The sequence below is a fragment of the Shewanella sp. VK101 genome, assembly GCF_056497865.1.
Window position 1 is genome coordinate 23972 of sequence record NZ_JBSSWS010000004.1, and the last position, 23664, is coordinate 47635.

The 23664-nt window shown below is 41.2% G+C and carries 27 protein-coding genes; 3 read left to right on the forward strand and 24 right to left on the reverse strand.

Annotated elements, in window-relative coordinates; all coding sequences use genetic code 11:
• Positions 1 to 510 precede the first annotated feature (510 nt).
• The 3 genes from ACSHSR_RS23275 to ACSHSR_RS23285 all read left to right on the forward strand — a co-directional run bounded on the left by ACSHSR_RS23275 (position 511) and on the right by ACSHSR_RS23285 (position 2098).
• Positions 511 to 843, forward strand: coding sequence for a hypothetical protein (locus ACSHSR_RS23275; RefSeq protein WP_167717309.1), 333 nt, complete (start codon positions 511 to 513; stop codon positions 841 to 843).
• On the forward strand, positions 836 to 1729 hold the full coding sequence (locus tag ACSHSR_RS23280; RefSeq protein WP_167717311.1) for a site-specific integrase: 894 nt from the start codon (positions 836 to 838) through the stop codon (positions 1727 to 1729). Before ACSHSR_RS23275 ends, ACSHSR_RS23280 begins: the two co-directional genes overlap by 8 nt.
• A gap of 114 nt (positions 1730 to 1843) precedes the next feature.
• A complete protein-coding gene (locus ACSHSR_RS23285; RefSeq protein ID WP_479631585.1) occupies positions 1844 to 2098 on the forward strand; it encodes a hypothetical protein in 255 nt (84 codons plus the stop codon).
• Between the two features lie 142 nt (positions 2099 to 2240).
• Here ACSHSR_RS23285 and ACSHSR_RS23290 read toward each other — a convergent pair whose 3' ends face one another.
• The 24 genes from ACSHSR_RS23290 to ACSHSR_RS23405 form a co-directional block, all read right to left on the reverse strand.
• Positions 2241 to 2831, reverse strand: coding sequence for a hypothetical protein (locus ACSHSR_RS23290; RefSeq protein WP_167717314.1), 591 nt, complete (start codon positions 2829 to 2831; stop codon positions 2241 to 2243).
• Between the two features lie 80 nt (positions 2832 to 2911).
• The gene (locus tag ACSHSR_RS23295; RefSeq protein ID WP_219031574.1) at positions 2912 to 3334 is read right to left on the reverse strand and encodes a DUF6908 domain-containing protein; all 423 of its coding nucleotides are present in this window, start codon (positions 3332 to 3334) and stop codon (positions 2912 to 2914) included.
• Between the two features lie 72 nt (positions 3335 to 3406).
• The gene (locus ACSHSR_RS23300; protein ID WP_167717318.1) at positions 3407 to 3922 is read right to left on the reverse strand and encodes a hypothetical protein; all 516 of its coding nucleotides are present in this window, start codon (positions 3920 to 3922) and stop codon (positions 3407 to 3409) included.
• Between the two features lie 235 nt (positions 3923 to 4157).
• A complete protein-coding gene (locus ACSHSR_RS23305; protein WP_167717320.1) occupies positions 4158 to 4613 on the reverse strand; it encodes a hypothetical protein in 456 nt (151 codons plus the stop codon).
• Positions 4614 to 4696: 83 nt separating this feature from the next.
• Positions 4697 to 6388 carry an adenine nucleotide alpha hydrolase family protein gene (locus ACSHSR_RS23310; RefSeq protein WP_167717322.1) on the reverse strand — a complete coding sequence of 564 codons (1692 nt, stop codon included), beginning with the start codon at positions 6386 to 6388 and terminating at the stop codon, positions 4697 to 4699.
• Positions 6389 to 6713: 325 nt separating this feature from the next.
• A complete protein-coding gene (locus tag ACSHSR_RS23315) occupies positions 6714 to 7463 on the reverse strand; it encodes an EAL domain-containing protein (protein WP_479631586.1) in 750 nt (249 codons plus the stop codon).
• Between the two features lie 2 nt (positions 7464 to 7465).
• Positions 7466 to 9061, reverse strand: a complete 1596-nt coding sequence (locus ACSHSR_RS23320) for a conjugal transfer protein TraG N-terminal domain-containing protein (protein ID WP_219031577.1) — start codon at positions 9059 to 9061, stop codon at positions 7466 to 7468.
• Positions 9062 to 9420: 359 nt separating this feature from the next.
• The gene (locus ACSHSR_RS23325) at positions 9421 to 10770 is read right to left on the reverse strand and encodes an integrating conjugative element protein (RefSeq protein ID WP_219031578.1); all 1350 of its coding nucleotides are present in this window, start codon (positions 10768 to 10770) and stop codon (positions 9421 to 9423) included.
• Positions 10770 to 11798, reverse strand: coding sequence for a TIGR03756 family integrating conjugative element protein (locus tag ACSHSR_RS23330; RefSeq protein ID WP_167717328.1), 1029 nt, complete (start codon positions 11796 to 11798; stop codon positions 10770 to 10772). The genes ACSHSR_RS23325 and ACSHSR_RS23330 overlap by 1 nt, the downstream gene beginning before the upstream one ends.
• A complete protein-coding gene (locus tag ACSHSR_RS23335) occupies positions 11791 to 12249 on the reverse strand; it encodes a TIGR03757 family integrating conjugative element protein (protein ID WP_219031579.1) in 459 nt (152 codons plus the stop codon). The genes ACSHSR_RS23330 and ACSHSR_RS23335 overlap by 8 nt, the downstream gene beginning before the upstream one ends.
• 111 nt (positions 12250 to 12360) lie before the next feature.
• Entirely contained in the window at positions 12361 to 12564 is a 204-nt protein-coding gene (locus tag ACSHSR_RS23340) for a hypothetical protein (RefSeq protein WP_167717332.1), read from the reverse strand.
• Positions 12557 to 12874, reverse strand: a complete 318-nt coding sequence (locus ACSHSR_RS23345) for a helix-turn-helix domain-containing protein (RefSeq protein ID WP_167717335.1) — start codon at positions 12872 to 12874, stop codon at positions 12557 to 12559. Before ACSHSR_RS23345 ends, ACSHSR_RS23340 begins: the two co-directional genes overlap by 8 nt.
• Positions 12875 to 12910: 36 nt before the next feature.
• A complete protein-coding gene (locus ACSHSR_RS23350) occupies positions 12911 to 13555 on the reverse strand; it encodes a hypothetical protein (RefSeq protein WP_479631557.1) in 645 nt (214 codons plus the stop codon).
• Positions 13548 to 14510 (reverse strand): trypsin-like serine protease, encoded by a 963-nt coding sequence (locus ACSHSR_RS23355; protein WP_479631558.1) that lies wholly within the window; start codon positions 14508 to 14510, stop codon positions 13548 to 13550. Before ACSHSR_RS23355 ends, ACSHSR_RS23350 begins: the two co-directional genes overlap by 8 nt.
• 75 nt (positions 14511 to 14585) lie before the next feature.
• Positions 14586 to 15029, reverse strand: a complete 444-nt coding sequence (locus ACSHSR_RS23360) for a hypothetical protein (protein WP_167717340.1) — start codon at positions 15027 to 15029, stop codon at positions 14586 to 14588.
• A gap of 39 nt (positions 15030 to 15068) precedes the next feature.
• Positions 15069 to 15737: a hypothetical protein gene (locus ACSHSR_RS23365; RefSeq protein ID WP_475628799.1), complete on the reverse strand. Its 669-nt coding sequence runs from the start codon at positions 15735 to 15737 to the stop codon at positions 15069 to 15071.
• A 28-nt stretch (positions 15738 to 15765) separates the two neighbouring features.
• On the reverse strand, positions 15766 to 16722 hold the full coding sequence (locus ACSHSR_RS23370) for a hypothetical protein (RefSeq protein ID WP_167717344.1): 957 nt from the start codon (positions 16720 to 16722) through the stop codon (positions 15766 to 15768).
• The gene (locus ACSHSR_RS23375) at positions 16710 to 17207 is read right to left on the reverse strand and encodes a hypothetical protein (RefSeq protein WP_167717345.1); all 498 of its coding nucleotides are present in this window, start codon (positions 17205 to 17207) and stop codon (positions 16710 to 16712) included. Before ACSHSR_RS23375 ends, ACSHSR_RS23370 begins: the two co-directional genes overlap by 13 nt.
• Before the next feature lies 1 nt (position 17208).
• Entirely contained in the window at positions 17209 to 17739 is a 531-nt protein-coding gene (locus tag ACSHSR_RS23380; RefSeq protein WP_479631559.1) for a hypothetical protein, read from the reverse strand.
• Positions 17740 to 17752: 13 nt separating this feature from the next.
• Positions 17753 to 18841, reverse strand: a complete 1089-nt coding sequence (locus ACSHSR_RS23385) for a type II secretion system F family protein (protein WP_167717349.1) — start codon at positions 18839 to 18841, stop codon at positions 17753 to 17755.
• Between the two features lie 11 nt (positions 18842 to 18852).
• Positions 18853 to 20424 carry an ATPase, T2SS/T4P/T4SS family gene (locus ACSHSR_RS23390; protein ID WP_475628797.1) on the reverse strand — a complete coding sequence of 524 codons (1572 nt, stop codon included), beginning with the start codon at positions 20422 to 20424 and terminating at the stop codon, positions 18853 to 18855.
• 1 nt (position 20425) lies between these two features.
• A complete protein-coding gene (locus ACSHSR_RS23395; RefSeq protein WP_475628796.1) occupies positions 20426 to 21070 on the reverse strand; it encodes a hypothetical protein in 645 nt (214 codons plus the stop codon).
• Positions 21070 to 22218, reverse strand: coding sequence for a hypothetical protein (locus ACSHSR_RS23400; RefSeq protein WP_475628795.1), 1149 nt, complete (start codon positions 22216 to 22218; stop codon positions 21070 to 21072). The genes ACSHSR_RS23395 and ACSHSR_RS23400 overlap by 1 nt, the downstream gene beginning before the upstream one ends.
• A complete protein-coding gene (locus tag ACSHSR_RS23405; protein ID WP_167717357.1) occupies positions 22218 to 23618 on the reverse strand; it encodes a hypothetical protein in 1401 nt (466 codons plus the stop codon). The genes ACSHSR_RS23400 and ACSHSR_RS23405 overlap by 1 nt, the downstream gene beginning before the upstream one ends.
• Between the last annotated feature and the right edge of the window lie 46 nt (positions 23619 to 23664).

Below are 23664 nucleotides of genomic sequence, written 5' to 3' on the forward strand. Positions count from 1 at the left end.
GCAGGTAAACGACCGCCTTTCTTGAATGCAACCGTCTCATATATTGGGCGAACAATCAAGCTTTTTATCCTTTTTTAAATTACACCTCCTGTGGATAAGTCGGCCAATAATAAGGATGGGGGGAGATATACACATACCCACACTACAGCTTCGAGTAAATGAAGCTCTACGCTCCGTATGGATATGTGCATATCTCCCCCCTCTTTATGCAAAAAGCGAAATGCCCGGAGGTCATTACGCCTTTTGCGTCAAAGGCACGCCTTTTCACATCGAGTGAAAAGATCGTGCCAACACACGCGCCAACTTCGGATGGGCATCAAGAGCAATCGCCCCTCCTCTTCCGGCGCTGCGCGCTCTAGGTTACGCTGGCGCTGCAACCTAGAGCGCGCTTGTGTGTTGGGATTGACGCAAAAGGCACCCCATTACAAGAACCCATAATGCTGAACCGTTTTTTTTTGCGTGAAATTACCACTTTGAAACGATACAATTACAGCATCACGAATCGGACAAATGAAACGCTATAATATGACAAACAATTATATTTGCAAAAAATCAAATCAAGGTAAAACAGCAGACCAAATAAAGCTTGAAAAAGAAGCAAAAAGAATACTCCAACTTAAAGCAGAAATTAGAGAAAGAAGAAAGAGAAAAGCATACAGTGGCTCAAAATTAAGAAGATTTTTCGGTGAAGCCAAAGTTCTTAGAGAAGTATACGGGTTTACGTTTGAAGATATTTCCTTGTGGTTAAGAGAGTTTAAAAGAGTAAAACTTAGCCCAGCAGGGGTAAAAAGTGCTTATCACAGAATTGACGATGAATTAAATAAAGGTAAGGAAAATGGCTAGAAGTTTAAAAGAACAAGCAGTAGCTGTTATCCGATCTAAAACTCAAATAGGAAGTGATAAAAAGACAAGTGGGAACACACCAGGAAACTATCAAATTATTAAATCTGTAAGATCCGCGAATGATACCGCTCTAGCACTAGCAAAAATAGCTACAGATATGGGTGTAAAAAGAATAAAGCATATTACTCCAGAAATGGCTGCTAACTATCTAAAAGATAGAGCGGAAAACTTCCTAAGCCAGAAATCTTTGGAGCGTGATAGAAAGGCCCTTTCTATTGCAATTGGCATAGAACTCCCAAGAGTAAAGGCTATCTCAGAAAAAGAAATTCGTTCGCGATCCTACTCGAACAAACAGGTCGGTTGGGTAATGGAAAAAATGACTGAGCGCAATTCTCTAAGTGTAGAGATCGCATATAAAGCAGGCTTAAGAGCACATGAACTACTTACCTTAAAACGGATTGACGAAGGAAATAAAAGTTCATCAAGAAGTTGGTCAAATGAAAGGTTCGTAGGAAAAGATGGCGTAAAATACTTGGTAACGGGAAAGGGAGGACTTACCAGAGAAGTAAACCTGCCACATTATCTAGCAGAAAAGCTTGAGAACCGCAGACATCCTCAGCCAGTTGTAAAAAGAGATCGGGGAGTCAATTACGTTACCAGGTACGATATTGGAGCAGGAAATGCATTATCCGCTTCATTTAACAGAGCCTCAAACAGAGCATTAGGTTTTTCAAAAGGACTCCACGGCGTAAGGCATAGTTACGCCCAAGAAAGATTAGATGAGATCAAAATGGTCTTGCGAGTAGGACACAAGAAAGCAAGGGAAGTGCTATCACAAGAATTGGGGCACTTCAGAGGGGATGTCGCCGAGGTTTATCTACGATGATTTAGCATGCCAAACCACGTTTCTATATTTAACTTGCTGAAAGACGTTGGATTTGGCATTGAAAGACCCCATATAAATCATAAGAGAATTAGCTCTTGAACATAGGAAATTAACATGAATAACGAAACTGCGAACATAACTATTGGGGGCGACCTGGTATCTACAACGTATGATGTTGTTTGCAAACATTGTAATGGTACAGGCGCCCTGACATTTCAAGCTCCACGTATTGCAAGCCTTACTGTCGGTGGTGTCATCAATTTTACCGATGTTAACTGTTCTAACTGTGGTAATAAGGGGGGTATTTACGCGCCTACTGGAAAGTATGTTAGAGACGATGAAACTGGACGAATGAACCGTCAAGGTTAACCCATGTGCTCCACTTAAACCATCGTTTCTGAGTTCAGGCGACCTGTGTCCATATGCCACAGAAAACATTTACTTCAACAGGGTTCAGCGATAAAGGAAAAAAAATCGGCAAACCTGCCGATTTTTTCTTCTCATCATCATATTACATCATAACTTGAAGCCTAATGACGTGTGGATTGCAAAGCATCTGCTTATACATTTCAGGCAAAGCTTCCTTATTACATTCAAATACACGAACAATCACTTGATTCGGACGTTCTACAACAACTTTAAGCATTCCAAAGTTAAGTTCTAGTGGACATACAACTTCAGAGACACCATCCAACACCTCAATCCCATCTGAGTCAGGGCCATCAGGGAAGGGCACATAAATGTCGCGGATCATTTCAAATACTTGTCTTGAAATGTCGTCACTGCCAAATTCTTTAAAAACATCAAGCACTGTTTGAAAGTCTTCCCGGAATTGATTAGTTCCAGAAAACACTCTCTCAAACCCAAACATTCGATATATTGGTAACAGCTTTTCATCCCGCTGAAAACAGACCTCTTTCCTAAGAGCAAACTTCAACTGTTCCTCAAACACATCATCTGGCATACATTCTATTGGGCCTAATGTACTCCCACCATTTTCAGCCCACATAACCGTCTTTATACCATCTGATATGCCTTTAAAGTCCGAAGACGTATGCTTCCAAATAAGTGAAACATTCTCAGGGGTCTTTAACAACATCATATTATCCTCATTACGCATTCAAGGCAGCCAATAAGCGCCTGTTAAAGTAAAAGCGCCCGAGGGCGCTTTAGATAGTCAGTTTACTCGGGTTGCGAAACCCAATTCACTCCATGACCTTGCTCTACCAAGTTGCGAAGCCACTGATTCAAGAAATCATTGAGCTCTTTCTTGGCTTTAATATTAACCTTTTCATCCAAATAAACTACCGTATAGATTGGAGGTATGCTCATTTCAAAAGAAAAAGCTTCAACCATATCCAAATCAGGATAAAAAAGAATTTCCATCACTGGATCAGAGCACAAATCCCCATTTTGGGTATAATAATGGGCCATCGAAAAACCTATACAGTTTTGATTTTTCATCCCATCCAACAGCGAATTCCTTTTAACAACAAGATCCATGTACCCCTGGGATAGACTCTTACGATAATTACTGACGTCTCCGTCACGGATAATGGCTAACTTAACCATCAGATCATAGTTTTTCTCATAAACAGACTTCATTTTCACCTCTTTACGTATTGTAGGCAGCCCAAGGGCGCCTTTTTCAATGGATTTAGCATGCAAAATAAAATGCTAACGATTTAAAACATTCAACTCAATCTTTTGTACTGAAGCCAACGGGACTAGAAAGTTGAGCGTCAACTCCAGATAACTTCTCCTATGTTCGATCAGACACAAATCAGCGTTACTCATATTTGTGTACTGCTCCATAACATCGATCAGCAAACTTTCACACTCCATCACTGTGGACTCAGCAACTAAAAGAGGGCATTTCTGTGAGTTCTTGGAAGAAAACCCCTCTTCAGCCATCCTACGTAGATAGTAATCATGGATGCTCTTAGCAACATCATCATTTGCTAAATGAATGAAATCCCAATCATTAATCGGTTTCCCAACAGCACCCAATGCACGACCACATTCCCCATCAGCAACCAACGGTTGAAATTTTGCCAACGCCTCTTTAACAATGGCATTAGAGACAGGGTGGATCAGCTCAACATATGCCTTAGCGTTAAGCACTGCAACTAACGCACTTACGACATCCCCAGGCATTTCTTTCTGAAAAGATTTAATAAAATGTTCGTTCATAAAAACCTCAATTCGAATTATAGGCAGCGAAGAGCGCCTGTTTTTTTAATTGGCAATATGCCAAAAACACTTATATCTTACCAAACATTGACAGTTCAGGATAGACCTGCGAGATTATGCAGGGTACGCAACTTGTGAAGCGTTTCGCGGTGCCCGAAAAAGACACAAGACCAACTTGAGTGAACATCAATCTAGGCACAAAAAAACCGGCTTTAAAGCCGGTTTTTTTTACCTATTACCTATGGAAATTGGATTTAACCCTTGCAACCAGATCCTCCAAAGAAAGATCTCTAGGTGCTAAGGTTCTGAACCAACGTTTATTATACTCAGCAAACCAGTGATGAAGACCACCACTGACTTCTTCTGGGTAACAAAACACTTCCACCCCAAAACACCTACTCCAACGATATGGAGGAAGCATTTCAAGATACATATTGTAATTGCTGCTATTAATCTCAAAAAGAGTACTTTGAGCGTCACTAAGCCACTCAGCATACATCTTTTTATACCCCTCCAAATCAACAAATCTCAGTCTCAAACCTTCTTCTTTTTGAACATTTGAAACGAAATCATTGATACCAACACCATTTACTTCTTTAACTCCATTAGCCTCAAATACCATAGACTGATAAGAAGGTGAACAGTATGAAGGATGATCAATATCAACCAAATAACCAACATGAATAGTCATAAATACCTCTTTATTTACGTTTTAAAGGCTGCTTCAAAGCGCCTATTTTCTTGAATGGCAATATGCCGATTAACTAACACTCTCTAAAAAACCAAACAAGTCTGTGGAACGGACTCTCCAGAAACAGGGGCGCTAATATCAAGTATCCTTTTCGATAGTGAGAAACCCAGGATCGCCAACTCTACAGGTAGCCCTGTAGTAGTACGGAGGGAAAACAGTGTCTGCGCTCTTTTAGCATCCTTATCGAGCCTCGCTATACTTCCTTTTGGTATTTTGACAACACCGCTTTCCAACAGATGCTTCAGCATGACAGTAGGGCACTTCCCTTGAAGAAATCCATTTTCAACAAGATAAGGGTAAAATGATTCAACAAACATCATAGCCTTTCCTTCCTTCAAATCGACTTCTAGTTTTTCACTCTCGAAATACCTAACAACTCTATGTTTCTCGCCTTTGCGATAGTACACCCTTGCCAAAGATTTGTATTCTCCATCTAAACCTTCATCATCGAGCCCAACAGCGCCATCCTTATCCAAAAAAGCCTCAAGAGGAAAGTAGGTATATGTTGGATTGAACTGAGGAACAATCTTTACCGTTTCGGGGATTGGATAACTTTTACCAACGTTAACTATTTCATCCCAAATCTTAAAGGCCATCCCAGGTTCAGGCTCCCCTCCCTCTCTCGACCAATGATACTGAATAGCTATCAGTTCCTCGTAATCGATCAGGTCAATCGGGTGATAACCATATCGGTGAAACGCTTCTTGCTGAATAGTAAGAATATATCTTAATAGGTTCATACGATACTCTAATGAGTATTGATTTATCCCAACTTTGATATATCCATTTTTCATTTCTCTACCTAATAACGATCTATGGTTATAATCAAAAAGAGTGTTAATCATGTAACGCCTTAATTGATTTAATGGCTGCATAAAACCATAAGTTTTAGGAGAGATCGCAATCTGCGCTTCTAGGCTGTCATCACTTGGATTCATAGCACAGAGAACGCAACCAAAACGAGCACCGCATTCCTTTCTGCTAACTGCACCAGCAAATAAATCACACGTACCACCATTACCAGCAGAATAGTGTTTTCTCATTTCATCAAACTGTGATGAATATGAGTCAAAATCACCTTCATTGAGAATTTTAAACAATCCCCAAACATCAGATAGAGACCAGTCTTTAATGATAGCCAAAGACCATCCCAACTGAGTTCTTACCATTTTATAGGCTGATTCATTCCGCTTTTTCAGGTTCGCCGCTCTCATTGTTGACTCTGAATCACGACTGCCAGATATACTAACAACCTTTAGAGTTTGATGCTTCTTTTGAACACTCTTGAGAAACTTCTCCATTGGTTTTATCTTCCAATCAACAGCACAGTCCCGGCCGTTTGATGCTGTTTGTGGCGTTCTTAACAATTTGCCCCTTCCAACATACTCAACCATAGGATTGTTAGACAACGAAGGCCGAAGAGTTTCAGTCTCTATGGGAAGTCCATTAAACGAGGCATACTGATTCAGATCATCGTGAAGTCTCATCATATAGTCATGTAAGACCATATTATCCAAAGTAGTATTTGTAGTTACGATATAGAGAGGGCCAACATTTTTGTTTATGTCAAAAGCCCGTTTCAACCCCTCGACAACACAAACACTCGCAGCGCCGCTATCTTTACCGGATAGACCCAAAGAGACGATCCAACCATCTAAAAAAAGTTGCTTTGCTCGCTCAATAGCCTCTTCAGACTTATAGTGATTCTTTAACATATTTTCACCTCAGTTCGTGTAAAAGGCAGCCCAAGGGCGCCTACATATCTTCATTTACAGCTTGTTTATCCTACTACTTTTCTTTGGCATGCGAAAGAAAAGGGTGTCCAATTGGACACCCTAGTTTTATGTCAACATAGGTTTAATTTGTAACTTATGGATTCAGCCATAAAAGGGTAGGGTAACATACGCCAATTCTTAAGAAAAAAGACCCTTCACGGATCCCGCGTACAAAGTACGACTAACCTCAGAGGTATTGGTTTATAAACCTCCCGAGCTATCTCGGAGCGCCTTTGCCTTATGGCCACCTGGCGGGGTGCGTTGCTTAGGCAACGACTCTCGGCGTATGCCCCTTTGAAAAAGGGTAAAAAACAGTTTGAAATGGAGCAGGCTTGCCAAATAAATAACCTTGAAAGTATCCAACCCCAAGTTGCTTCAATAATTCAAACTGTGAAAATTCTTCAATACCTTCTGCCGTCACGCTACAGTTCCCTTTGGCAGAGGCTATATCAAGGACTGATTCTATTATGACTCGGTGAGTTTTGCTAGTACAGACTTCAGCAACGATCCCTCTATCAATCTTAACTCCCTGAAATGGTAATTCACCAAAGGCGGCCAAATTAGCATAACCAGACCCGAAATCATCCAACACACATTTAATTCCCATTTCAAAAAAAGAATTCAACGAATCGACTACATCCCCCGGAAAATATGGTATACGTTCTGTCAGCTCTATGATAAGGCAATGTGGATCCAGCAAACCTAAACTTACTTGCTCTTTAATCAGCTGAACAAATATTGAATTTTGTGCCAGATCAACACTATTCACGTTCAATGTAAATTTCATTCCTGGCATCGTTCTCTGTATAAAAATGTACTTATCCAACAACGAGGGCCAGAGATACCCCCAATCATCAATTTTCAAACTGGAAAAGAATTCGTCAGGAATCAAAATGTTTCCATGCCTAAAATCTCTGATCAAGCATTCATATGCAGAAACTTCAGCGTTTGAATTAACAATGGGCTGCCCAAAATAATTCAAATTCTTCCAACCTATATTTTGAGCAGCAAGCATTATTATTTAGCTCCCTTAGTAGCAACTTTCTTAGCTATATTTTTGGTTTTATTGAGCCCACTTTTTGCAGCACCAGGCCCACTTTGACCTGCCGAACCAGCCGCACCAGCCATCTTCTGGAATGCCCCATCAGCACTTACCATTCCAACCCATCCGAGACAGGTTGAAAATAAAATTGGACCATACAAATAAAACGCACTAGAGATCCACTGAGATAGCATTAACGTATTAACTTCAGAGATACCTATTCCCATTGCCGTAATTATTGTGTCATCGATAAGACGGGCAAGCTCCCAAAAGAAAGGCCAGAAGAGTATTGATGATACAACCCCAATAAAAACGCCTATGTATTTCCACTTGTAACCAGCCATGATCATGGCTGGTAGAAAGCTTACAATTATTCCTAGAATAAGAAATGATTTGACCATTGGCATCCCTATCTGGAGCATGCTGGCCCCGGAAAACTGCTCTATAGATTTACTAGCAACCCCAGCAGTTCCCAATGCTCTAAAAATCCAGTCCGTTACAGATGTTTTCCCTTGTAACCCATAGTCCGTAGTGGTAAGTGATTGCAGTTGTTGAAGTTTAATGGGAGAAAACAGCGCCTCTCTTACTACAGCATCTTTCTTGGCAATATAAACATAATTAGTTCTTTTAACTGTATTTAACTTTGAGGTAATCACCTCATAAATGCCATTATCATTATTCTTTAACCACTCAGAAAGTGAATCGTAAAGGCGAGTAGATAAAGCCTCTGAAGATACATATGGAGTATTAACTTGACCAACTCCAAGCCACCATTCCTTGCACGTTGGAAACCCATAATCAGCAGGAAGATTCGCCGATTCCTCAACAACATTGGTTGTACCACCAAACCCAGGCAAAGCCTTTTTCGAATAAAAACCATCACCATCCGAGTTGTTATAGTATCCACTGTTGGTAAGCAGTGTTCTTGAGCCCGGCCAGTTATCCGCCTCAATAATTCCGCGATTCCAAGACTTCAAGTACTTGCTTCTTGCAGGATCATAGCAAGTCTTCACAAAGTCACTTACCTCATTTCTCAAAGCCTCATCCTCGATGCTTTGAGTTAACATGCTGTCTGATACTAATCGAATATCAGTAGTGCAGGGGAGTTGAGTAACAATCTCATTTTTCAATCCAGACACAACTCTGATCGCGACATAAAAAAGAACAGGAATCATTACATCACGATCATTGATTTGAACTTTCATGTTGGAGACGACGTACTCGTTACTTTCTCCCTGGATACTTGATGAAACTGTTCCACCAACATTACTATCATCAGTACACTGACGCTTGAAATATTTGACTCCATCAACGTTTAACTTAACCATAGGAAATAATGCGAGTTCAAAAGCACATATAATTAGTAACGAACCAACCCATACGGTTCTTATTGCAGAGCGAGTATTTTTGTCCTCCATTCCGGATTCGAGCACCCGCTTTGTAGCATTAACTATCAAAGCAATTATTGGTAAAAGAACTATTCCAGTCTCTACAAAAACATCCCACATAATGTTATAGATATAAAAACCAAGCGAAATGGCATAGGCGTCTAAAGTGCTGTCAACTACCATATCAACCTACCTTAACGCTCTGAATACTTCTATCAAAACAAAAATGGCAATCATTAACGGCCACATCTTCTTTAAATATAAAACCTGAATCAAATTCAGTCTAAAACTCCGCTCAAAAAACCAAACCACCTCTTTCCAAAAAACAATTATTGAGGCCCCTATAACCAACCTCAAAACCAAAAAATATTGTCCATAACTTTTAATCTCAGCATAGACATGCTCTACGGAGCTAAGAATATTTTCACTTTTTATCATCCATGCGGAGAAGACTATCATTACAGTAAAACTAAATACCATCAGCGCAATCCACGTAGCCACTCCATAGAGTAAAGGGAAAGCAACCTTTATTTTCCTAAACATTACTTCCTCCCAGATATATCACGTAATGCATCACTGATATCTGTTGGGGCAACTGAAGGAGAGGGGGCCATACTTCTCTGATTTAATCTTTCTAGCACCTTAACTGCCACAGAATCTTTAGTAGATGTTCTCAATTCAGCATCTTGTCTGAGCAGTTCCATTTCAGCCCCAATTTCGCCAATTCTAGAATCTAAAATTTTTGATGCCTCTGCATTCTGAGCAATATATGCTTCTCTCTTCCCAGATAGCAGCAATCGTCTTGCCGCGATTAGCCGTTCAACAGTACCCGTAATAGCTACTTCCTCTGCTAATCTCTCAATAAGTACTGACCGATAAACGCCTTCTCCCCTCAATCCCTCGATAACCTGCAACGTCATTTCATAACCTGGCGCGGAAACCTCATCGAGGTCACTCTTTGAAATATCAATTTTTGGATTATCAACAAGTTTGCTTATCGACTTTTCAATACGGCGCTGCTCTTCTTCTATTTTGGGATAAACTCCTTTCCCTGGAACTGTTTTTAAGCGTTCCCCACAATCTTCACACGTTCTTATTGTTGTGGTTCCAACAACAGAGGATATCCACTCTTCAGCTTCTTTGGGTGATTCCCAATATTTGGCATACCATGGCGTCTTATCAGCATTAGCATTCAGTTGAGATTTATCATTTACATTTCGACTTGCCAGCTGATTGTATCCCGCTCTTACAGCATCTTTTTCAACCTCAATAGGGGCCTGATTTTCACCGCCCTTTTTATCACCACCCATCCAAGTTACACCGTCTTTACCTGCATCCTTCTTTATATTTTCGTCAACTTGGACAATATCATCATTGCTTGATGCTGCTGAGGCCCAAGCCTCAAACTGGGACGTATCAACCCAGCTAGACAATTGGGTTACTGTCCCATAACCGTCTTTAATCACCTTTGACGAAACAGCTTCGCAGGAACTAACCGATGTATTGAATAATTCGCTAGCCTCCAATTTACCTTGTTGAATCATTTCATATAGTTGCGGATCAGTCCTAGCTAACTCAGTCATAGGCCAATTAGAAACGGCCCCCGTAGCTGAAGCTACGAGTTCTTTACCTATATTCTCTAAATCAGATGTAATCCCATTCATTATATTTGTGATGGAAAGCGACATATCAAAATTCCCGCATTGAGGCATTTTCCATCGAATGCCAGTTCCTACTGGTATGTTGAAATTCCTGCGTTGCTTAACTTTAGCTTTTCCCCCAATTTCATATACTAGCCATGGTTGGATTTCACCTCTTTGAGTATCAGCGATAACCCCGAAGGAAAAAACTGACAACACCAATATATTTAATCCTTTCTTAATTATCACCATTACTTATTTGTCCCAGAGTCAACAGAGTATAAAAATATTTGCCCTTTTTTCTCGCAGCATTCATAAGGGCGCCACAACTCAAATCCCGCCAATAAATCAGGAGAGCGGCGATGTTGATATCCATCAAAAACGCCTTTATCAGATCTAGTTGAAGATTCACCAAAAATATGGCACTCGCTTTCCATTTTTGGATAAAGCATTCTCCATTTTCCATGTAGTGATGTGTGTTCTTTTATTTGCTTCGGCGGCCACCATCCGGGTTTTCCATTTTTCTCCCCTAAAAATTGATATACATGAAGAGCTGATTTGTCTGTAACTATATCCGCAGCTCGTTGTGCAAAAACCGCTGAAGCTTTATATGAATCATTTTGGACTAGCGCACCAATTCTTGGATAAACATTGCCGAATTTACCTTTGAATAAAAAGGTTTCATTCTCACCATCTTCTCTCTCACCAACCTCTCGCATCCCTGGGACGAAAGAAGCAGGATTCAGAAGATCACCATATGGAAATTTCCATGAAAAATAATCTAGCATTGACACATAATAGGGCATGTAAGGAGTTGCGCCAGATTTACAACCATACTCCATGCTACCAATCATTTCAGATACTGGAATAAGGCTTGGACTTCCAATAACATCTACGTGTCGAGTAATAACTTTGGCACTTTGGCTTTTCCCGCTTTCTGACTTCTCTCGCCCGTTCGCCGGGGTTGTAGCCGTTTGCTTTAGAGATAGAGACTCTGAAAGAAATGACATTTCAGGCCATGGTACATCACCTGGATTGCTGTATACCTGGACAACTGCATCGGGAGTGTAGTGTCTCACTTTCAAAGAGGTTTCTACTGAACACGAAGGAGGGAAGGGCCTACACTTCAACCAAAAACAAACACCGATAGGTTTCCAATCAACACATTGAAGAGACAAAGAACTCTCCATTATTGACAGACTATCTAGCTTCTCAGTCGCTCCTGCATTTTGACAAATTGTGATCAGCAAAGGCCATATCAATAGAACGAACTTATTCATTAACTTCTTTCCATTTCTTGTATGACTGTATGGCAGCGGCTACATCAGTAGTTCCATAGACTACGTACCGCTCATTGATCACCACGGCAGGAATTTCTGGCAACTGAAGTGCCACAGCTCTTCCAACACTTTGATAAGAATCCGCAATTTCTTTAAAGATCTGCCGCCCATTTGCACTATTCATAAACCTGGACATATGGGCTGATGCCTGCTCTAGGTTGTTGGGAATATTGGAATTAACTTCTTGCAATAACCCCGAAGCTTTATCCATCTGGTAGTAGATAATCTCTCCAGGGAACTCGGAGGGAAGGGGGGGGGGTAACGAATTGTTAGACTCTCCATGGTAGAACACCTCTACCTTGAAAGGGGCGGCATTACCAACGCCACTAACTGGTACGCAAATAAAAAAAGCACAAAAAAGTATCAGAGCCCTAAATCTTAAACCTTCCATACAAATCTCACCCCCTTATTCAGGACTAAGATTATGAAAGATTATGGTTTGCTTAGCTCTCTAAAATCCCCCTCGATGACTTCGTATTTAAATCTTTGGCATGCCAAATAATCAAGAGTAATACTGGTTATAGAGCTCACCGCGATTCTGCTTGTCTCGCGCTTCTTCCAGGGTCAATGATTCACCATCAACATAAACTGATTGGCCCACTGTTAAGCCTCTCAGTTGGCGATCTTTCTCTTCTTCTTCATCACTAGCATCAGTTAAAACTTCATCAAGAACTGCCACACTTAGATTTAATAACTTTTTAAACATTTTCCTCACTCCCAGGACTTGAAGAAAAGTCCGATAATGCTTCACTAATTTCCACGTAATGCTGCCTAATCCAAGACTTACTGATTGGCCCCCACGAAACCAACTTATACCCCCCACTTCTGGGAGAACCCACAAATTCCACCAAAATCCCAAGATCTGAGATCCCTGCAATATTTGTTTTTACTGTACTTTTAGACCATCCTAGCTTTTCAGCTAACGCAACAGTATTCAACGGCCCGATTTCATCAATCACATATGCCAGTATCAAACGTCTAACGTATGCACTTTGGAACAGGTTGTTTATCTTCATCTATTGTTGACGACTCAATGGCTAACACACTTAGCGCTAATCATAGCGTGAAATAGTGATTTTGTGCCAAAAAAAGGCACTTCTCCAATCCCGACCTGAACGAACAAACTTTATAGCCAGTGCTATTTTACTTAATAACTCAGAAGCTATTGGCACTTGCTCACTTGTTATATGAACCTCTCCTAACACCTTTCTCAACAGGACTGTATCTCTTGGTTCTCCACTTTTGTTTAGCAGAGGGGATTGCATCACCACGCGATCGGCAAACTTCAATTCTAAGAGCCTCGGCACTACTTTTCTCAGGTCTCTGTAAGACGACTTACCAAACATCAATACGTCCTGCAAGTGAATCTCAGCCCCTTCTTTCGACAGAGTGAAAAGCAAACTCTTGGCATCATCAAAATAGTACGCTGGCGGTAAAAAAAAGCTTTGGAGTATTGCAGCTACTAGGACAAGTAACGTTATAGCTGTAGCGTCATACCCCACGAGCCATAATGTCGGAACAAACCAAATTGTTATGTAGCAAAGCCATGTAAATAGCTGCCTAACCCGACACAACCATAGCTTTTTTGGAGTTGTAACCCTGAATTTAAAATCCAGTTTCAAAACATAACTAACAAGCATAGATACAACAATGGAGGTGGCAGCCAAAGCTGCCAACTCCAATAAAAAATCACGCATGCTTTTCCCTTCGGAACCAAGCGAGCATTGCACAACAAGCTAATGAAAACCAGCCAAATGAACCACCTGACGATTCCCCGTCCGGCTCAGGCTGTGGAGGAATAGGTTTGGTTTTACCCTTGTTAAGCGTAACACTAAGACCGTCACTCTTGAGTTGTCCCTCAAAACCATTACTAGAAACAACATAAGTGCAAGTTTCAAACGGCTCCACCTGTTCCCCCAAGCAGGTTCCCCCAACAATTGTTGCATCACCAGAAGTGGACGCATTATCAACCACCGTATCGGAGTGAAGGCTTTGGACAGTAATTTCTACCTCACCGGCGCCATTAGTTTCAGCTCGGGTTGGATAGTTCCAGGCGTTCACAGCATCGAGAATAAATTGTGAATTCCCTTCCAGTCTAATCCCTCCTTCAATCCCCCTCAAAACACCAACAATTTTTCCATTTGAATAGTACGCAGCGCCACTATCACCAGGAATGGCATACCCCTTTCCAATATCATTGGTAACTAAACGATAGGGGGCACTTTCAACACTAGCACCAACCTCTAAAGAAACGGCATTCAGCACAGGAAAACTGCCACCAAACCCATTGAATTCAACAACCGCCCCTTCACTTATGTTGCCAATTGATAACGGATTAAATGAATAGACATCTACCGGAGCAGCCAGCTCCCAAACAGCTATATCGCGCTTCAAATCTGGATGATAATCAGGATGGTTAACAACATTTTTGATTGACACTTTCCCATTCCTAAAAGTATCAACCCCCAGGGAAGCTTTGTCCTCACAATGAGCAGCAGTTAGAACCCATCGACCACCAATAACTGTCCCCGTACATTCCATATAAACGGTGCCATCGCTATCTTCCCAAGATACTGCATTACCGTCTTGAGCAGCAAAGGCATTTAGAGAAATCAAAGGGAGTATCGCTATCGAGCATATTTTTTTCTTCATGGGATAAATTCCTATTTATCATCCTACAACCTATCTACCTCTAACAGTAAACCCCTAGGGCTTCACTGTCAATACTTATTTTCCATCTAAATATGCAGCTCTAATCCAGCGATCTTTTTCTTCCCACCGCTTGACAGCACTATATAAAGATTGCTTGCTAATCCCCGTAGCCGCCTTGACAGCCTGATTAGTTACTCCATCGACCAGCACCATCCTGGCAGCGACCGTACTATTTGCGTTGCTATCACCGCGACATAACTTTACCAGCAGGTCGAATTGATCTGACTTACTCCCCTCTGGGCCATAAGCCTCTCGAATCAAACGCCCTTTTTCTTCCCACCGCCCGACCGCATCATATAGGTTTTCCTTGCTAACTCCTGTCACAGCTTTGACGGCTTGATTAGTCGCTCCATCAACAAGCACCATCCTAGCTGCAATTGTACTAGGAGCATTAAAATCCCCTCTGCTCAGTTTCAATAGCACAATAAACTGCTCGTCAGTTAGTTTAGGTGTTGGCATAGATCTTTATCCAATAAATGAAAGGGTTGAATGAGTGTACTATCTACACATCTGATTGCCATAAGCACATTGCGGCAATCGGTCGGTAGAGTACGGCCCCCAGGTTCCATTTGCCGCACATGTACGACTCTCAACCCCCGGCTCACACGTTTTATAACCAGACTGACAATATAACGAAGTTGTCTGACGCTGGCCCGGGGTGCAATCGTTATACATTTTGACGGCAACCGGGGCTTTAGCAATTGAGAGAATAAATGGCTTGGATTCACTAGCCCCTATGGCTTTGAATGTTCCACTTTCATATACAATCCACCAGGATTTTTCATACCCGTAGTGACTGGGGCCTCCCCCCCGTTTTTTTGTGTGATTAGAACTATTTACGTAAACCCAAACAGTGGCAACGGTTTCAGATGCATTATATGGATCACCTAGATCAAACAGGTATGCACCGTCCCCCCATTTATTGGCCACCGATTGAGACTTACCAGTCCAAACAACAGTCAACTTACCACTCCCCCCGGATCCGTCACTATATGTTGGTTGATGGAAAGCATCATCCCAGGCCGCTTGGCTATCGGTGTTTGATAACCCCTTATACTGTGAAAACGTCTTGTTGTGACTGTTTACAGCATCAGAGTACGTCACTTTAGCTTCAGCGACAGTAAGTAAAAACGGTACAACAGCAATCCCCAAAATTACTTTTTTCATGACAAGTTCCCTCAGTTTTTAAAAAGTTCTACTTACAAACAAGCTCAACCTTTATTTCACCGTCATGGAGTAATGTCGGCTTCCCTTTTACATTTGCCCAATAATCCAGTCCAGCTATCCAATAAGCAGAATACGCAGTTACGTAAGCTCTTGATGAACTTACACCAGAAAACAAATTTGGTTCTGTACGGTTATAAATCCCTTTAATTGAAGCTATCGCATCAGGAGAAAAGCCAGATGGGCATTTGTGTTTGTTTATACGTTCCCCATGGTGCACGACCATCACAGGCAACCCCGCAGCAAGACTGCGTTGACTACCATCAGAATTCCTTATGGTTATGTCTCGGGTGTTTGTTATCGCATAGCTCCCACCAACATCCCAATCCCCAAGCAAAGTTGTATCCCCGGAGCGAGCCAATAGCGCCTCATGTTGCAATTCTTGGCCTATGCGGTCAACTAACACAATAACCTGTGAAGATACTGAATTAAACGATGTTCCAGGGATACCACCTAAAGCGGCCAAGTAACTTTGTCGCTCCCCAAGCCTAAAGGTACTGCTTATTTTAGGAATTGGAATAATCAACTTTAACTGGTAATGAGACATACCAGGGGAAACAGCCTTCTGAAAAGAGATTATTCCTCCCCAAGGGGTTTGACTGGCTTTACGACATTTTCCAGCATTATTATCAGCAGTAGAACAAGCGTTGACATATTTGCCTTCAAGATCAGCCCAGGAATTTGGAAACCATGAAGCCCCCCCATCATTCAATCCTGCTCCAGCCGAAACTCGATCACTTTGATAAGCAATGACCTGCTGACGAATATACTTTACGTGTGATGCAAATCGTTCGGCATCATCCTGCAATGATTTTAATTTTTGTAACTTCCCATATTCGACAAGCGCAATGGAAAGAAAGGTTAACACAATCAAAATTCCAATGACTGAAGAATATCCTTTCTGCCTCTTCCCATTCATTTGTAACATTTTGAGCCCTTATCAAAACTATCCCAGGAAACATCCCTATAAGGCACTTCGCGCCAAAACTCGACCGTCAACCCCCTTATTACCGAGGGGTTTAAACCGAGTGACAAATATCTCTTTGATGGAAATGCTACAGAAACAACATTATTGGTAGGAATGCCATTTACACTAACCAGTTGGGCTCTTATAACCCAAGGTCTATTTAAAACCAACTTCGAGTCCAACCCTTGATCAGCAATCAACTTCGCAAGTGGGACATTTCCAGAGGCTGTCATACAACCAGAACTCAGCCGCTCGAATCCATAGTGGTTTTCTAAAGCAACAAAGGTGGCCGCCACAGCTTGATTTATTTGATAACGCTCAAATGATGAACTGAGTATAGGGTAGAACGTACTCGCTAAAATCAAAGCAATTCCAGATGAGATAGTCAGCGCCAAAACGGCGCCAACTACAGTGAATCCAGAAGTTCGCCTGATATTGATGGTCATTTTACATTGTCATCGTTATCAGCGTGGAAGAGACTTTCAGCGTTGCACATCCGGCAGCCTGGCTACAGTTTTGATAAGTTAAACCAGCCATTGCATCAGCAACCCTGTTCACACGGGTACTATCATTTGGCATGCTAAATCCAACATCTGCACGGGCCTTATTAGCATTTGGCTGAACAGTCCAGTCGCCACCAAACTGATTAGTTCCTTTGCCATCATTTGAGGAACCACAGATGCTCTTTTGCGTTATGTACTCATCCGTACATAGTTTAGAGATAGTCAAACCGGTGAAGTCAGGGCGACCTGACAGCTTATAATCTCTCAACGCTGTTTGGATTATCTGGGCGTCAGCCTTGGCACCATTAATCTTCATACTGAGGTAGGCAGAAGGGGCCATTAATACAACAAAAGCCAAGACCATGGCAGCAATTGAATACCCTAACAAGTTATCGACAATAGCCGCCCCACGCTGGCGGTTGGAGAAAAAAGCTTTAAGCTCATTACTGTTAACACTGGTGGATTGATTTTTCATATTTCCCTCAAATCTAAACATTGACATTATTAATAAAATCGATAATTCCGAACAAAATCCCAGCCGCGATTAAAGCACCAACAAAAATAGCAACCGTTTTTATAATTGTCGCACCAAAGAATTTAATTACCCCAACCTCATCCATCAGCTCCTGATGATGAATATCTGCGGACGTAATAAGCGTTTCGATAATTCCCCCGCTATTTCCCAATATCTTAGCGGCGTTAATCTCAGCCTCATTAATCAGCTTGGTATCCAATACATCACCAATGTTAACAACACCTCCATCCAACTTTTTCAGCATTTGCTCAACATGCCATGACAAATATGGGGATGCCTTTTCACTAACAATTTCCAATGATTCATTAAGGCTCATTCCTGTTTTCATCAAATTACCAACAGTTCGGAGTAATACATTGCATTGGATCAGTCGATACTGTCGGTATAGGAGTGGACACCTATCAACCTTCAAACGAAAATCCCCAACGAACAAAGGCAAAGAGATCACCAAAGCTGTTGCAATTGCAATCAAGATAATGAGCCCCAACACCCCCCATGATCCGATCAATTCACCAAACATATATGCAAAATATGTCAGCCCTTGCCAGCCTTTTGGATCTGACAGCTCAGCGATAACGTCAAAGAAGAACTGACTTGCCAACCCAGCAACTCCTATAACAACGAGAAATCCTAAAAATGGTTTTCCGATGTGGATAATCAGCGCAACTGAAGATTCAGACTTAGTGTTTAAAGCATGGATTGCATTATCAACCCCCCCTAAGAGATCTCCAGCTGCCTCTCCCGCCGCCAACGCTGTGTAGGCCATTTTATCTATCCAAGGCAAGAATGCTTCTGAAAACCCCCCCTTCTCAAGTACGGGTTTTAGCTCTACACCGATTTGCTGTTGCCTTTTATCACCAAACTTGATCAACTGCTCAGCTATGTTGCTGCTGCTGAGATTTTGTGAAAACATCCTCCTGACAAGTTTCATTAACTTTATTTGTTGTTTGATAGAAAATGTTTTTCTATCAAAATCACTTACAAATTCCGAGACAAATTCATTAAGGAGTTCCCAGTAATTTTTTATAGAATCAGAAAGCATAACAAACCTTATCAATTCATGTTGTCAAGCATGTTTTTATAAACGGTCTTTGTGTCTGTTTTCAATAGTCCGGTAACACGAGAAATAGCAGTCCTAATATCTATCTCACCTTTCTTTATTTTGTAAATAGCATGATCTCTCAACTCAAGAAAACCTTTATTATTGAGAGCTTTCTTCCAACCTAAGAAATCGCTTCGCAATATGTAGTCTCTATCCTCATCGTCCAAAACCAACATTTCAACGACTGAAGTTCTACCTTTTTCACCTTTACAACAGCAATCACATCCATCTGGGTTAAAATAGCGGATAGTATCTGTATCACCACAAATACTCTTGCTAACTTCAACAACTACTTCAAATTTTTCTAATTCTTCATTTGATTTACTTGAGTAGTATTCCCTAGCTTTATCTTCTGTTAATTTGCATTTGTTGCACAAGGTACGTACTAAAGCAGTATTAATCCAAAGCCTATGTAACTCGGGAGCGGAAACAACTGCTGCGGGGACATTCCACTGTTTTATGAATGTAGTAGCAATACCTATTGTGGTAGAGGTATGTAAAGTACTAAATAGTAACTGCCCTGTTTCACCTTTCCGGTGAACCTCCATAGCCGTTTCGTAATCCCGGATCTCACCATGCATTTCTACATCGAGATCATGTCGAAGTAACGCTTTGGAATAGTGAGGAAAACCTTTAGTTACAACATCCTTTTCCTTCACATCTGTTCTAACATGTGTTTGAACAATACCCTTCAGATCATACTCAACGGGATCCTCCAGTGTATGTATAGCTCTGGAGTCATCAAATTCAGAGAGCATCGCAGCTAGAGCCGAGGTCTTACCGGAGTTAGTTTTCCCTGTCAGCATGATGATACCGCTAGGGCCCTGAAGAATGTCCCTAACAATACCAACATGGGCTGAAGTCCACCCTAATTGATCTAGTGTCAGCAGTTGAGCGGACTGGTTTAACCACCGCAATACACACCTTCCCCCCGAATTTTTCCCAGGGATATAAGCGGCTCGCCACTCAGTTTTTCTATCTACACCATTCTCTACCAGTTGCGTTTCAAAAGACCCATTCAATACTTTCTTTGGTTCAAAAGTTTCTTGACACTTAGTATTGAATATATTGCCGATAAGTTGCATACCATATTCCCTGTCTCGGACTTCGGAGACAACAACTCTTCGACCATCAATCCTGTGTAATATCTTAGTCAGGTTCTTATATACTTCTATATGTATATCGGATGAACGTTCATCCACAGCCTTCTGAAGTTGCTCACTTACCCTGACACTAACTCTAGAACTCTTATCAGAGTCATCTGTATATTGAGCGGCCTTTCCATTATGAGAAGTTGACCTTAAATCTTCAATTTCGTTTTCATTACACAACTTTACTTTAGGGACTCGCCCCCAATACTCACCCTCCATATTTTGCACATGAGAAACAATTTTATCAATTCGGAGGGTTTCGTAACTTGTCGTATAAATAACAGGCCCTTCCCCTGTCATAACCGCTATACAAAACTTATCTTCAAGATAGTATTCATTCAATTCATCATCAGTAATCAGGTACGTACTCATATCAAATACCTATCCATTTTTTTATCACTTTGCCGCTCAAATCCTTAAAAGAAACAGAGCTGGAGTCGATCCCTGTAACTGTTATATCGCCGACAACATCGCCCATTTTGACTGGAATGATTTGGCCGTCAATTTTGATATGAGCAGTATATTTCCGGCCCTCACTAACCACTGATACAATTGCTACCCTATCAGCAACTGCTTCTTTCAATGACTTAAAACCTACATCGTCATAGCTATCATTAGCATCTGGAAGACCGGGGTATTCAACTTCTGGATTATGAATTACAGTCAGCTGTTTGTTTCCATTCGACTCTAATTCCTTTACCTTTGCCTCTTCTTCAAGAGCTAACTTTTTAATAGATGCCAATGAATACCTCTTTGAAGCTTCCTTATACTGGCGTTCATAAGCCGCATCAAATATATCATCAGATGTTGTCGAAGGAATTATTTCAACTTCTTCTATTTTAAAATTATCGACTACAGCATCAGATGTTTTTAATGTTTCAGCTACGTTATCTAAACTTGACGCACTATCTGCATTTCTATAATAGATATACATAGCTAAAATTAGTATCCAGCATAGAATTGTAAGAGACAAAGCTCTTACACTAGGTTTTTTACGTGTTGATTTATTTTCAGTCATTAGACACCTTCCACATACATTACCATTTGAACATCTGCCTTACTTTCACCTGGCCCAACACTTAAACTTGAAAATGAAATGCTATCAATGAAAACTGGCTTATCTTTCAACGTCATTGCCAGCACAATTATCTTTCCTATATCGAGAGTTTGCTGAGAAGATATACGCCACTTTTTGTACCCAACAATTGATTGTTCTTGTGTTAATGATATTGTTGAAGCACCCATTCTTCCTATGTCATCAGCGAGAATATATGGGTAGTCATCTAACCTGTACGTTTTAACATTTTCCACCTGTGAAATATCTAATGAAAGAGTACCGTCTTCAAATTGAGCTCCTTTCGGTAATCTACTAGCCCATCCCCTAATAGACGAATATCGCCCCACTCCATTTCTCATGAGTAGTTCAACGGAAATCTTCCCCCCAGAGATAGAAATAGTACCCGGTATCCAATCATAGGGTAGGCTAGAAAGTAGAATTAACGTATCAGCCAATTTCAGGAATGTTTTATCTGCTGGCAACCCTTGCATGTAACTTCTCGCCCAAGTTTCGTTAGGGTCTTCCACATTTTGAGGTTCCAAGTCTTTAGAGGGCCAAAAATAATACGTAAGAAAGGCAAAAACCACCAGAGGAAATAAAAACAACAACTTACTTCTTGACTTTGTTTTTTGCGTATAAAACTCACTACTTATTACACCACCAAGTGAAATGTGAGTAGGAATTTCAATAACTTTAGCCCGACTCCCGACAAGCTCAGAAACCTCTCTAAAGTGACCACTGAAGCATACAACAATGCCCGTTTTTTTTAGTTCATAACCATATTTTTCTACAAAGCTGTCAGCCTTACAATTTACCTCACTGAGACACTCATTATCAGATGAAATTAAAACCGCATAGATGTTTTCATCATAAAGAGTGAGGAATATAAAGCTTTCCCCATCTGGATAACCTTCAACCTCTTGAGCTAAATTATTTTTTCCCAGCGTGTATTTTACATACTCACAATATATAGGCGTTGCTTTTTCGCTGAAATAACGAACAACATTATCACCTTCTTCTACTATCAGCTCAAAAGGTGCCGGAATTTGCCGCCTATGCTTTTTCAGCTGCCCAACTTTCAGGCGAGCAGCGTTTGCAAGAGTCAGCATTAGTCAGCTCTCCGAACTGTAAGCAATACAAGAGTTTCAACAACATCCCGGCGAACCCCTTTTCCACCGATAGCTGATGAGCCAAAATTTGCTGTTTTCTCTGTTGTTGTAGATGATTGTTGAACGGAGCCTAGCAATATCGTTTGCCCATAGCGCAGCTTATTTGAGAAGGAAAGATCTGATTCACGTGTGTCCATATACGTTACTTTAACGTTATTGACTACCTCCTGGCGCTCATCTGCTATTTTGGTCAACTTTCCGGAAACTCTAAGGGCCACCTCAGTATCCATCACCAGAGGCGTGATCATCATGTCAACCCCCTCATATTCCACCCCCCTGGTGATAGAGGAACTAACCACATTTTCATTTGCTTCTGTTTTCACTTCTGCCGTGTGTGGTTTCTTTAGAACTTGGGAGATCCTGTTTGGCTGATTGTTTAAAATAGCCATTGTTATTGGCGTGGTTGTCGATACAGAACCTTGTTTTTCTAACGCTTTTATCAATGCGCTTGTACCATCCCATTTACCAGAGCCTTCAAATACAACCCCTTGGTCGATAGAGTCCACTATGGTGTTAGTTCCTGGAAGATAGAACTTCATAGCCCCCTGCCCAACATCCTTAACCAAAGTCCAATCTATACCCTGTTCATGCCCCAAATTGCTCCGAAACTCCAATACTCGTAACGAAAAGATCGCTTGCTTAGATAGTTGAGCCTGAACACTATCAATGAGTGCCCTCACCTGTTTCATTCGTGTTGGTGTAGTACGGACAGTGATTGCTGACAAGCTGCTAACGACATTTGCCGAACCTTCCAGTTCTTCCCCACTATTCTCGCCATCAGTATCTTTCTTAAGAATTCCATGAATGGCGCGAAGAACATCATCGAAAGTGTTGACAGATTCATAGTTCACACTGACAAATTGGCCTTCGACCCGAGTAGAACTTCCTCCTTGACCGCCAACTTGTGATGCCTGTCCCTGGGAGCCTTGTTGAGCATTAAGTACACCACTCGGCAATTTAATAACAAATGTCTCACTCTCATACTTCCAAACTTCCACTGAATCTGAAGTAATTTTTATTGAGTAACCTGTACTATTCTCAATAGCCTCAAGAAGTTTCTTTTTTGAACCCTTACGAAATAGAGAAACAGCAAGATTTTTATCAACCTCACCATCTATCCAAACACGTACATTGTCACTTCCAATGATGTCCCTAATTAAGATTTGCAATGGCATTTTACTTGCTCTGACACTAATCTCTTTTTCTGCCCATAAAATACGTTCCTCATTTTCAATCGGAATAATACTTATAGGGGGCCTATCAGTATAAGTTACCTTCTCATACTCAGGGGCGGATGAAAGCCTTTCTATTTTCTCATGTACTGTTTTTGTTTCTGTCATTGCAGAATCATAATCCTGAGAAATACACCCAGAGAGGAATATTGAT